10 protein-coding genes and 1 tRNA gene are annotated in these 11,274 nt (G+C 61.0%); 6 read left to right on the top strand and 5 right to left on the bottom strand.

Annotated elements, in window-relative coordinates; genetic code table 11:
• Nucleotides 1-192 precede the first annotated feature (192 nt).
• Nucleotides 193-924: a CAF17-like 4Fe-4S cluster assembly/insertion protein YgfZ gene (gene ygfZ / locus DT23_RS16115; protein ID WP_038132914.1), complete on the top strand. Its 732-nt coding sequence runs from the start codon at nucleotides 193-195 to the stop codon at nucleotides 922-924.
• A gap of 419 nt (nucleotides 925-1,343) precedes the next feature.
• Entirely contained in the window at nucleotides 1,344-1,670 is a 327-nt protein-coding gene (locus tag DT23_RS16110) for a DUF6280 family protein (RefSeq protein WP_038132913.1), read from the top strand.
• Between the two features lie 99 nt (nucleotides 1,671-1,769).
• On the opposite strand, the gene DT23_RS18740 is transcribed toward DT23_RS16110, so the two are convergent.
• From DT23_RS18740 to DT23_RS16095, 3 genes are all read right to left on the bottom strand, one after another.
• On the bottom strand, nucleotides 1,770-2,912 hold the full coding sequence (locus DT23_RS18740; protein WP_156023989.1) for a hypothetical protein: 1,143 nt from the start codon (nucleotides 2,910-2,912) through the stop codon (nucleotides 1,770-1,772).
• Nucleotides 2,913-3,055: 143 nt separating this feature from the next.
• Complete coding sequence (locus DT23_RS16100; RefSeq protein WP_038132912.1) at nucleotides 3,056-4,447, bottom strand: TolC family outer membrane protein; 1,392 nt, start codon at nucleotides 4,445-4,447, stop codon at nucleotides 3,056-3,058.
• 120 nt (nucleotides 4,448-4,567) lie between these two features.
• Entirely contained in the window at nucleotides 4,568-5,218 is a 651-nt protein-coding gene (locus DT23_RS16095; protein ID WP_038132910.1) for a protein-L-isoaspartate O-methyltransferase family protein, read from the bottom strand.
• A gap of 195 nt (nucleotides 5,219-5,413) precedes the next feature.
• Between DT23_RS16095 and DT23_RS16090 the strand changes: the two genes are divergently transcribed.
• Nucleotides 5,414-5,487, top strand: a tRNA-Cys gene (locus DT23_RS16090).
• Between the two features lie 214 nt (nucleotides 5,488-5,701).
• Here the strand turns inward: DT23_RS16090 and DT23_RS16085 are convergent.
• Together DT23_RS16085 and DT23_RS16080 are read right to left on the bottom strand one after the other, a co-directional pair.
• A complete protein-coding gene (locus DT23_RS16085) occupies nucleotides 5,702-7,048 on the bottom strand; it encodes a sensor histidine kinase (RefSeq protein ID WP_276202227.1) in 1,347 nt (448 codons plus the stop codon).
• Nucleotides 7,049-7,050: 2 nt separating this feature from the next.
• Nucleotides 7,051-7,746, bottom strand: coding sequence for a response regulator (locus DT23_RS16080; RefSeq protein ID WP_038132909.1), 696 nt, complete (start codon nucleotides 7,744-7,746; stop codon nucleotides 7,051-7,053).
• Nucleotides 7,747-7,819: 73 nt separating this feature from the next.
• Here DT23_RS16080 and dsbD point away from each other — a divergent pair, with 73 nt between their 5' ends.
• The 3 genes from dsbD to DT23_RS16065 are packed head-to-tail and all read left to right on the top strand — an operon-like array spanning nucleotide 7,820 to nucleotide 11,051.
• Entirely contained in the window at nucleotides 7,820-9,703 is a 1,884-nt protein-coding gene (gene dsbD, locus DT23_RS16075; protein ID WP_038132907.1) for a protein-disulfide reductase DsbD, read from the top strand.
• Complete coding sequence (locus DT23_RS16070) at nucleotides 9,700-10,455, top strand: L,D-transpeptidase (RefSeq protein WP_081847247.1); 756 nt, start codon at nucleotides 9,700-9,702, stop codon at nucleotides 10,453-10,455. The genes dsbD and DT23_RS16070 overlap by 4 nt, the downstream gene beginning before the upstream one ends.
• On the top strand, nucleotides 10,452-11,051 hold the full coding sequence (locus DT23_RS16065; RefSeq protein ID WP_038132904.1) for a DsbA family protein: 600 nt from the start codon (nucleotides 10,452-10,454) through the stop codon (nucleotides 11,049-11,051). The genes DT23_RS16070 and DT23_RS16065 overlap by 4 nt, the downstream gene beginning before the upstream one ends.
• Nucleotides 11,052-11,274 lie beyond the last annotated feature (223 nt).

Raw genomic sequence — 11,274 nt, 5'->3', positions numbered from 1 at the left:
ACACCCAACGTGGCCATCATCAGGACGCTTGGGAAGAGAGTTTTGCAAAGCTGCGCGACATTTGGTGCAATAACGGTGCGTCATCGGGTGGCGGGTGGATGGTCTTTCGCGCCGCTCTTGCGGAGGCAAGCAGCCGGGCTGCTTGGCAAAACTCCGGCAAAGCCACATATAGCCTGTGCAAAGGAGACCAGCATGAGCACGCGAAACCTATATGAGATCACCGGGCCGGATCGTGAGCACTTCCTGCAAGGGCTGATCACCAACGATCTGCGCAAGCTGGCGCAGGGGCCGATTTACACGGCCCTGTTGACGCCGCAGGGGAAGTATCTGGCCGATTTCTTTTTGATCGCGCGCGGTGAGGCGATTGTGCTCGATATCGACAGTGCGATTGCTGAGAGCACGATCAAGCGGCTGTCGATGTACAAGCTGCGTGCTGATGCTGCCATCGCCCCCTCCGAGCTGCAGGTGTATTGCGGCACCGGGCCGGCCCCCGAAGATGCGCTGATGGACCCGCGCGATCCGGCGATGGGCTGGCGGGTTTATGGCGCGCGCTCGGGCGATGATGGCAGCGATTGGGATGCGATTCGTGTCGCCCATTGCATCCCCCAGACGGGGATCGAGCTGACGCCGGATACCTATATTCTGGAAGCAGGGTTCGAGCGCCTTCACGGCGTCGACTTCCGAAAGGGCTGTTACGTCGGCCAAGAGGTTACGGCGCGCATGAAGCATAAGACCGAGCTGCGTAAAGGTTTTGTCACCGTGGCGGTGCAGGGGAGCGCGGATCTCGGGGAAGAGATCACGGTAGATGGGCGCAAGGTCGGGCAACTCTTCACCCGCGCGGGCGACCGCGCCATCGCCTATCTGCGTCTGGATCGCGTAAGCGGCGAAATGCAGGCGGGATCGGCGCTGATCACATTAATATGATCACGGCGCCTACGCGATTTTGGCAAAGGTCAAGACCCCGCGCGCGCTTTCTGCGCGAGCGTGTTGGGCCAGAAACGGATAGTGCATTTTGCAATTCTGACGGCGCTCAAGAAATAACCTCGGGAGCGCGTTGATGCTGAGAATTTCGCGCAACATATTGATTCATATTATTAAAAATGATCGCATTGCGATGGGTGGCCGCCCAGCCATCTGCCCACTATGCCCTTGAATTCTTTGCGCCCTTACTTAAATCAAGCCGCGAAATACTTTGCTTTATGAGAGATATGCGATCTTTGGCGGGTGTGGTATGCGTCAGGCGCATGCCTGACATGTGTTAAGGACCGTATCGAATCGGCGGCAAACAGCCATACATGGCCGTCACGCCGCGAAACGCAAGAGCAATAACAAAGGACGGAAATATGCGCGATTTTGTTGATGGCTCGGCCTTCAATTACGAACAGGGCCAGCGGGCCCGCAAGTTGTTTGCTGCCGTCGTCTTGGCTGCTCTCGATGATGCCATCGCTGACGATAAGAAATACGGTAACGGTCCCGAGCAGATCGCCCGCTGGGCGCGGTCGCGCGATGGTCGTGAAGTGTTGTCCTGTGCCGGCATCGACCCTAACGAGCGGGTCGTCAACGGGCTTATGGAGTTCGTCGGTAAAGGTGTGCGCACCTCGGTGGCCCTGTCGCGCGAGGAAAGCGAACGTCGTATGGCTGCGAACTCGGATGAGGCAGAAGCGGCCTAAACCCGAGACTCAGGCACTTGCATGAAAAACGGCGCGTCCCGCGTGGGCGCGCCGTTTTCTTATGCCGTGCTGGCACGCAGAGCGCGCGCTACCACTGTGTTATTCGAGATCGCGGCTTACGAGCGCACGTTGGATCTCGCGGCGCACCAGTTTGCGCACGTTGCGCGTGATCCGCGCTCCGATGACCCCTTGCAGCTCTTTGCGGATCAGATCGGAGACCAGTGCATGCAGCGCGTCTTCGTCAATCGGCAGCGCGGCGTCGATCAGATCGCTATTCTCATCGTCGCTGTCGATATCATCCAGTTCCGCGAACTCATCCTCAAGCGCGATCTCTTCGCGCGTGCTTTCGTAGGTTGAGGCGCGCTGCGGTGTTTCGCTATGAACTTCGGCGGCATCGCCCAGATGTAGGCGGCGGGGCGCTGTGGTGGCCGCGACAAGCTCGGCGTCTTCAATCGTATCGGCCGGTGACAGGTCAGGATCAGGCCAGTGCGAGTCGTCCACTGCGCTTTCGGCCCAGTCGCCATGTTGCAGGTCAGGATCGACATCGGACGGATCGCCTGCGGCTTGCGCGAGCGAGGTCTCGTCGTCCATCTCGGCCCCAAAGCCCGTTTCCAAGCCGCTATCGTCGGGTTCAAGCGGCTCGGTGGTCGGGAGGTCCGACTGCGCAAGCTCGATATTCTCGACCTGCAAATCCGCCTCATCAAAGCTTTCCGGTAGATCGGCGAGGGGCGCCATGCCATCGGCGGCAAAGGTATCCCCGGTTTCGGATTCAAACTCGGCTTCACTCACGGAGACTTCCGCCTCAAGCCGCGCGATCGTATCCTCAAGCCGCGTCAGCTCATCGCCGAGACCGGTTTCAGCAGTTGCCACCTGCGCATCAAGAGCGTCTGCTTGCGGCCAGTTCTGCGCAGCGCTGTCATCGAAATCGGGTTCCCAGTCTTGCGGGGCGCTCATCGGGGCAGGGCGCGGCGCATCGGGGGACGAAATAGCCTCGGGCTCTGGCGGCTGCGCTATTTCACCGACAGCCGGGCCATGCGTCTTTTCCACTGCCTCAGTTTCAGGCGGCTCCATCACATCGACCGATGGATCTTGTGGAATCAGCTGGGCGGGCGTCAGAACCAATGTATCGGGCGCTGATGTCCGCGACTGCACAGTCACAGGCGGGCGCGTGTCCTGCGACACGAGCCGGCGGATGGAAGACAACACGTCTTCAGTTTCAGGTCGGGTTCCGGTTTCAGCCATTGTAGCGCCATCCTGAGGCGCAAAGCGGCGCCTGTCCAGTCTCAGTCAATGAAAGAAATGTACCAAACCGGACCGGCGACAGTCGATTTGACGTGAAAACTGCGGATAGGCGCGACCGGAATGGGGCCGCGCCCGTCACGCGATCAGTTCTGGCCGATGGCCTGCAAAACACGATCAAGCTTCTTGCCCTGCGGGCTAAGCGTGATGGGCGCATTGCGCACTGCGTTATAGTAAGCTGCCGGATCATAAGTCGGGACACCAAGTTTGAGGTTTTCTACCGTCAACAAACCCATAGAGGATAAAAGTTGATAATATGCTACCTGCAACGTGGCTGCTGCCGTAATCCGTCCGGCTTGTGCATCCAGAAGGTCTTGCTCGGCTGACAGCACGTCCAATGTGGTGCGCGCGCCCAGAAGCGCCTCTTCCTTGACGCCATTATAGGCCGTGCGGGCCGCTGTAACCTGCTGGTCATAGGCCGAAATCTGTGCCCGCGCGATTTCGATCGCTGACCACGCATTCGCGACCCCTTGGGAAACAGTCACGCCGGCCTGGCTCAGCTGCGCGCGCGCCGATTGCGCATTCGCAATCGCCTGACGTTGCGCCGAAACCAACGCCCCGCCGCCGTAAAGCGTTTGGCTCATGTCGATACTGGCCTTGGTGCCGTGCACGCCGCCTTCATCAAGGCCATAGCCAAGCGATCCGGTCACTTTGGGCATGCGATTGGCCCTAGCGTAATCAACCGCCAGATCATTTGCGGCAACCGAATGCTGAAGCTGCTTGATCGAGGGCTGACTGCGCAGCGCAATCGACTGCGCGGCTTTCAGGGTCTTGGGCAATGCCGGCCTTTTCGGGAAGGGAGCCAGCTTGCCCGGGTAGTGCCCTGTCGCGGCTTTATAGGCTTCGCGGGCGGATTTCAGGCTGCCTTGCGAGGAGGCAAGCGACGCGCGTGCCGAAGCAAGCTGCGCCTGCGCCAGCGAGACATCGGTCTTGGTCACTTCGCCCACTTCGAAGCGGTCGTTAGAGGCCTTGAGCTCTTCGTTCAGCAAGCGCACGGAGTTTTGGTTAATACCGACCTGTTCCGAGGCGCTTTTTACGTCGGAATAGGCCTGAATGGCGGCAAGTAGAACCGATTGCTCGACCGAGCGCAGCCCTTCGCGGGTCGCAAGGACCGTTTCCTTCTGAATCGCAACGGCGATCCGATTGCGTCCAAATCCAAGCAGCGTCATCGTTGCGCCCAGCGTGGTTGAAGCCGCACGCGTCGTAAGCGACTGTCCGGTCGGGGCGGCCTTGTTGGTGTGCTGCGCGGTGTAATCGGCGGTCCATTGAATAACCGGGCGCAGCGCGGCAACGGCCTGCGCCACGTCTTCATCCGCAGCGCGCAATGTGGCGCGGTTCTGTTCCAGAAGATTGGAGTTTCGATAGGCCGAGACCAGCGCATCGGCCAGCGTTTCGGCACTGGCCGCAATCGGAGCGGTCACTAGCAATAGCGAGCTTGCACCCGCAAAAACGAAATTTTTCAAGCTCTTACGAAGCATGCCTCTGCCCTCGATTTTTGTTCGCGCCGGTTCTATACACCAGCATTCGTAGCATTTGAGTGTACACCCAATGCCTGTTTAATCAATTCGCGCTAGTGACGCGTTGAAAAAATGTGCCTTTCAGAGCACGAAGCCTCGTTCGGCCACAAATCCCGGCAAGACCGGCGCGGTCGCGTTGAAAATATCGCGCCAGTTGATTTGATTGTCGATTTTATAGCCGATTCGGGCGATTCCAAGCGCGCCTTCCATGAAGATCGCCGTGATCCGGCCACCCTCTTTGAGCTGTGAAAGAATAGTATCGGGCACTTGTTCGACAGCGCCCTCAATGATGATGGCATCGTAGGGCCCGTGACGCGCAGCACCTTCGGCCAGATTGCCAGCAACGACAGCGACATTGTCCGCCGCCATTTCTGACAACAACGTCTCAGCCTGAGTCGCCAGATCTTCGAGATCAAGCGCAACAACCGCCTCGGAAAGTCGCGCGATCACGGCCGCCGAATAGCCCAGCCCACAGCCGATATCGAGCACCAGATCATCGGGTTGCAGATCCAGCGCATCCAGCATCTTGGTAAAACTGCGCGGCTCCAGCAAGACGCGGCCCGACGCGATTTCAAGGTTTTCGCCAATATAGGCTGCCTCACGCCGTCCCGCGGGCACGAATTCCTCGCGCGGCACATGAAGCATAGCCTCGATAATCGGGAACTTGGTCACGTCATTGGGGCGAACCTGCGTATCCACCATCATGGTGCGGCGCGTGGCAAAATCTTGCATGGTGTGAACTCTTCGGTGTGAAACCTTCAATTCGGGTTTTGCCATAGAACCCTTCACGGGGCAAGAAGAGCTAGGCTCTCAACCTTCAACCCGGCGCACAACAAGCGCGCGCCCGGCGCACAATCGCCCTCAAGCGCGCAGAAGCCCCTTGCGCGAAGTCCAGCGATACCGTATCTGATCGCGCACATCACGGATGGCGAGTTGGCGGAGTGGTGACGCAGCGGATTGCAAATCCGTGTACAGGAGTTCGATTCTCCTACTCGCCTCCAAAATTCCACATTATATTGCTTCAGCCTTCGGCGACGTGCGCGCGAATTTTGATACAGGCTTTGAAACATTCATGTTTCCTTATTGTTCCGCTCAAAGCGATTCCGCGCGTCTTGCGCACGCGTTGCCAGTTCGCGTTGGCAGATTTCTCCTCAATATTTTTCAGTATCTCGACGCCTGCTCGATCCCTTAACTCAGGCGCGCGATCCAGCAGGGTCAGGCGTCTTGCGCCGTTTGCTGGTGGCCCTCACGATATTGGGTTCGCGACAATGTCACGATCGTGTGGTGGCCGTCGGCTTGCCGTTCAAAGCGAATGTCGCCGCTCGCTGCGGTGATCGCGTCGGTGGCGATTGCCAGACCCAGACCCGAGCCGGATGGATCGACATTATTCCCCTTAACGAACTTCTCTTGCGCCTGCCGCGCGATGGCGGGCGGGAGGCCCGGGCCGCTATCGCGAATGTCGATGAGAACATGCGTCTCGGTATCGCTGATTTTTACCTGCACATCAGAGCCCGTCGGGCTCGCCTGAATGGCATTCTCGATCAGGTTGCGTAGTGCAAGCGTGAGCAGAAACGGATCACTTGAAAGGGTCTGCGACCGCGCGGGCGGCTCCAACGCAAGACTGATGGTTCGACGATCCGCGACCTCGGTCAGATCGCCAAGAACTTGCCGCAGCAGGGCTTGTAGTTCTAGCGGCGTCGATCGGGTCTCGCGGCTGTCGACCTGCGCAAGATCCAACAACTGATGCACCATGCGATCGGTGCGGTCCACCGATGTGGAAATCGCCTCTAGCGCGCGGGCGCGCGTCGCCTGATCTTGCGCCCGACCTGCAATATGGGCTTGCGTCTTAAGCCCGGCGAGGGGCGTTTTCATCTCATGGGCCGCGTAGGCGATGAAATCGCGCTCGCGTTCGCGTGCTCGTGCAAGCCGCGCAAGGAGGTCGTCCAGCGCACCCGCGAGGGGCCGGATTTCGCGCGGGCGCTGCTTTGCCTCGGGCAGCGCACCAAGATCATCCGTGCGCCGCGCCTCGAGATCGCGCGCAAAACGGGCCAGCGGCGCAAGCCCGGTGGTGATAGACAGCCAGATCAGCCCCCATATCACCGGCAAGATCACCAAAGCGGGCCAGAGAAACCCTGCAATGACATCCCGCACCAACTGGTCGCGAATTTCCTGACTATCCCCCACCGTGACCTGCCCGCCCAGATCGGGCTCAACGATGGTGTAGACCCGCAGCGCCTTACCGTCGCGCGTGATCGTGCGAAACCCTGTGGCGTCCGCTGGCACCAGCCGCTTGCGCGGTGCCCCGGTCGAGCGCCCAACAAGCCCGCTTGAGAAGGACCATATCTGGCAGAACTGTTGATAATCGTAATCCGCGCTTGCTGGCAGGGTTATCTGATCGCGATCATCGCGATTAAGTGTGATCTGGTTTTTTGAGACCAGCGATGCAACCATCTGAGCGGCTTCTACCAGACGTGCGTCAAGCACGCGCGTCAACTCGGCGCGGGTCGAGCGTTCGATCCAGAACACAGCCGAGAGCCAGACCGCGAGCGTCGCGCCGGTCAGGATCAGGAAAAGGCGGAGGCGGAGGGAGATGGCGTTTGCTCCTCTGGGCGGATGCGGTAGCCGATGCCGCGCAGGGTTTCGATGAACTCACGCCCCAGCTTGGCGCGAAGATGGTGGATGTGAACCTCGACGGCGTTGCTTTCGACTTCCGCGTCCCAGCCGTAGAGACGTTCTTCAAGATCGGATTTCGCCAGCACGCGGCCGGGGCGTTCGGCAAGCGCCTGAAGCACGGCAAATTCACGCCGCGAGAGTTTGAGCGGTTGATCGTCGAATGTTGCGGAGCGGGCGCTGAGATCAAGCACGAGACCGTCATGGGAAATGCGCGCCGAGGCTCGTCCGTCCGCACGTCGGGTCAATGCGCGCAGTCGCGCCGCCAGTTCGTCAAGATCGAAGGGCTTGCCCAGATAGTCATCCGCGCCCGCATCCAGCCCCGCCACGCGGTCCCCGACATCGTCGCGCGCCGTCAGCAACAGCACCGGCATGTCGCCGCGTTGCGCACGCAGCTCGCGCAGCAGTTCAAGGCCAGATCCGTCGGGCAGCATCAGATCCAGCACGAGCGCGGCATACCGCGTGCCGGCAAGGGCGGCCCGCGCATCTTCAAGCGTGCCCACCACATCGGGGGTAAAGCCCGTCATGCCAAGCCCCACCTTGAGCCCATCTGCCAGAATGCTGTCATCTTCGACGACGAGTAGGCGCATATTTTCTCCTTCGCCGTGCTTGGAGCGCACGAACCTTAAGACTGACTTAAGATTCGCCCGCGATTTGGCCAGCATGAACACTTATACCCAACCTCCCGTCTTTCTTCGCGTCCTGATCGCCCTTGGGATCGCGATTTGTCTTGCCTTGCCGGGTCTCGCGCAGGCGCAGGGGTTTGAGCTGCTCAAACCCAAGGGCGGCGGCCCGCTTAGTCCCGAACAGGCGTTTCAGGTGCAGACGCATTGGGCGGAGAACGGCACGCTGGATGTGTCGATTGATATTGCGCCGGGCTATTACCTGTATCGCGACCACCTGACGGTCAGCGCCAAGGACGGTGTCGCGCCCGTGCTGCATAGCGAAGCGGGGGCAATGAAGGACGATCCCAATTTCGGCACGGTCGAAATTTGGCACGATCACACGCAGGCCACGGTGAGCGGGATCACCGGGCCGTTCACGCTGCATTGGCAGGGCTGCGAGGAGAAGGGGCTGTGCTATCCGCCGCAAAGCCGCGAGATTACGCCGCCTGCGGGGGTTTGCGCGACCCCAGATAATGCCGTTCCAAATAAGTCCTCCGCTGTTTCGCCGTCCAGTCAGCCCTCGGGCGCTGCAACACCCACATCTGCGCAAAGCGCGCCGCAAAGCCTGAATCTGTCCTCCGATGGCGGGCTTGTTTCCGGGATCGCGGCAAGGGGCGGCGCGGTGCTCGTCGTGCTCAGCTTTTTCGGCTTTGGCCTGTTGCTGGCGTTTACGCCTTGCGTGCTGCCGATGGTGCCGATTGTGGCCGCGATGTTGGGCGCGCAGGGCAAGGGGTTGACGCCCGCGCGCGGCTTGGCGCTGACGGGCACCTATGTGCTTGCGATGGCGTCGGCCTTTGGGGTGCTGGGCATTGTGGCCGCGTGGTCAGGCCAAAACCTGCAATTCCTGCTTCAGGCCCCGGCGGTTATTGCCGCATTGGCTGCACTATTTGCGCTGCTCGCGCTGGCCTCGTTTGGTCTGTTTGATCTGCGCTTGCCCCAAGGGCTGACCAACAAGGTCAGCTCGCTCAAAGGGCCGCGCGGGACGCTTGGCGGGGCGGCACTGCTGGGCTTTACCTCGACGCTGATCGTGGGGCCTTGCGTGACCGCGCCGCTGGCGGGGGCGTTTCTGTATATCGCGCAAACCGGCGATGCGGTGCTTGGCGCTGCGGCGCTTTTCGCGCTGGGGCTGGGGCAGGGCGTGCCGCTGCTTGCGGTGGGCGTGTTCGGCTCGGCTGTGCTGCCGCGCATGGGCGGCTGGATGACCGCGATCAACCGCGCTTTCGGGTTTGTCTTTCTTGGCATGGCGATCTGGCTGCTGGGGCGGGTGTTGCCGGGAGCTGCGCTGCTTGCGCTTTGGGCGCTGTGGTTGATCGGGGTGGGCGTTTGGCTTGGCGGGCGCGATCGCTTTGACGCCGAAACCTCTGCAATCCGCCGTTTTGGTGGCGCGCTTGGGATTGCCGCATTGCTGGCCGGAGCACTTGAGGCGATCGGCGCGGCCAGCGGGGCAAGCGATCCGCTGCGCCCGCTTGATCGGTTTACGGCGCGTGCAGGCGCGCCTGCGCAAGGCTCAACCATCCTGACCGAAGCTGATTTTACCCATGTCGAGACGCCCGAGGTGCTCACCGCCGCGCTCGCCAGTGCCAAAAACAGGCCGGTGATGCTGATGGTCTCGGCAGATTGGTGCACCGAATGCGCCACGATCAAGCGCAAGGTGCTGCCCGATCCGCAGGTGCAGGCCGCGCTGAAACAGGTCACGCCAATTGCCGTCGATGTGACGAAAACGGGCGCATCGCAACAAGCGCTTTTGAAATCGCTTGGGGTGATCGGCCCGCCGACGCTGATCTTTCTTGGCGCGAACCATCACGAAGCGCAGGGCAGCCGCCTTGTCGGAGACGTCACGGCCCCCGCCCTGACCGCATCGCTCAAGGAGATCGCGCAATGATGCCTGCAAAAATCGCCATGCTCGCCCTCGTCGTTCTTGCCGCTTGCGCGCCCGAACCGCCCCAGACTGCGCCCGCCCCGGCCACGCCACAGCTTAGCCCGCAACTGCGTGCGATCTATGGCGCAACCGAGGATGACGGTCGCACAATTCCGGCGGTCAATCCGAAATATCTCAGCGAAGAAAAGGCCCGTCAGGAGGTCGATTACTGGACGGACAAGCCGCCCGGCACGATTGTCGTCGACCCTTGGGCGCGCAAGCTTTACCTCGTGCAAAAGAACGACCGCGCGCTGCGCTACACCGTGGCGGTGGGCGAGGACGGGCGCGGGTTTGCCGGCAAGGGCCACATCCCCTATCAGCGCGACTGGCCAAGTTGGACTCCGACGCAGAACATGATCAAGGACGACCCCGCGCTTTACGGCCCCGTCAAGGACGGGCTTGAGGGCGGGCTTGATAATCCGCTGGGTGCGCGCGCACTTTATCTGCATCGCGGCAACAAGGACACGTTGTATCGCATCCACGGCACAATGGACGATTCCAGCATCGGCAAGGCGACCTCGGCAGGCTGCATCCGGCTGTTCAACCAGGACATCATCGACTTGGCTGACCGGGTGCGCTCGGGCACGGATGTGGTCGTGCTGACGCGCGCGCAAAGCGGTCAGGGCACAGTGCCGCCGGGCCAGCCGCTGCCACCGGTGCTCTATAGCGCCGACGATTTCCCCAATCCCCAAACATCCACAGGAGAGCAGACATGATCGACCGCAGAACCTTTCTTGCGTTGACCGGCACCGCACTGATTTTGCCCCGCGCAAGCCTTGCCGCCGACATCACCCCAAAGGCCGTCTTTCACGACCCCGACGCCCCCGCGATTGGCAACCCCAAGGGCGATGTGACCCTTGTCGAGTTCTTTGATTACCAATGCCCCTATTGCAAATCGAACCACCCCGTCATCGAGCAGGTGATGAAAGAAGACGGCAATCTGCGCGTCGTCATGAAGGACTGGCCGATCTTTGGTGCGCCGTCGGTCTATGCCTCGCAACTGGTGCTGGGCGCGCAGAGCATGGGCAAGTATGACACCGCGCTCGAGGCGCTGATGGCGACCAAAGGCAAGCTGTCAAACGCGCAGATAGACTCTGTGCTCAGCGCGGCGGGCGTTGATCCGAAACAAGCCATGGCGGGCTACAAAGCCAACCGCAAACAGATCGACGCGCTGCTGATCCGCAATGACGGGCAGGCGGTGGCGATCGGGTTGCAGGGCACGCCTGCCTATATCATCGGGCGCGATGTCTATCCCGGCGCAGTCGATGCCGACACTCTGCGCGATGCGATCAAGAAAGCCCGCGCATCCTGAAACCTTGCCGTTTCCGCTCTCCGGCGGCCCGAGATGCTGCCGGAGACTTAACTTCAAGCGTATCTCGCACGTGATCGAACCTCGCCAGCGCCGCTATCGCGTGGCGTTAAACCTCCGCGCCAAGCTCCCTCTTGGCTGCTGCGCTAAAGGGCTGGCCTCATCAGGCGTCCGGGCCTAGTTCAAGCTTCTTCTAACCCTAGGTGTTCAGTCCCGGCATCTGGTG

This window comes from Thioclava indica, from assembly GCF_000714545.1.
GTDB classification, from domain to species: Bacteria; Pseudomonadota; Alphaproteobacteria; order Rhodobacterales; family Rhodobacteraceae; genus Thioclava; species Thioclava indica.
The sequence above is the reverse complement of the archived record's forward strand: the minus strand, read 5'-3'. Positions and strand labels throughout refer to the sequence as shown.

Coding starts and splice junctions, on each gene's coding strand:
- ygfZ (WP_038132914.1), top strand. CDS start 193: ATGAGCACGCGAAACCTATATGAGATCACCGGGCCGGATCGTGAGCAC.
- DT23_RS16110 (WP_038132913.1), top strand. CDS start 1,344: ATGCGCGATTTTGTTGATGGCTCGGCCTTCAATTACGAACAGGGCCAG.
- DT23_RS18740 (WP_156023989.1), bottom strand. CDS start 2,912: ATGGCTGAAACCGGAACCCGACCTGAAACTGAAGACGTGTTGTCTTCC.
- DT23_RS16100 (WP_038132912.1), bottom strand. CDS start 4,447: ATGCTTCGTAAGAGCTTGAAAAATTTCGTTTTTGCGGGTGCAAGCTCG.
- DT23_RS16095 (WP_038132910.1), bottom strand. CDS start 5,218: ATGCAAGATTTTGCCACGCGCCGCACCATGATGGTGGATACGCAGGTT.
- DT23_RS16080 (WP_038132909.1), bottom strand. CDS start 7,746: ATGCGCCTACTCGTCGTCGAAGATGACAGCATTCTGGCAGATGGGCTC.
- dsbD (WP_038132907.1), top strand. CDS start 7,820: ATGAACACTTATACCCAACCTCCCGTCTTTCTTCGCGTCCTGATCGCC.
- DT23_RS16070 (WP_081847247.1), top strand. CDS start 9,700: ATGATGCCTGCAAAAATCGCCATGCTCGCCCTCGTCGTTCTTGCCGCT.
- DT23_RS16065 (WP_038132904.1), top strand. CDS start 10,452: ATGATCGACCGCAGAACCTTTCTTGCGTTGACCGGCACCGCACTGATT.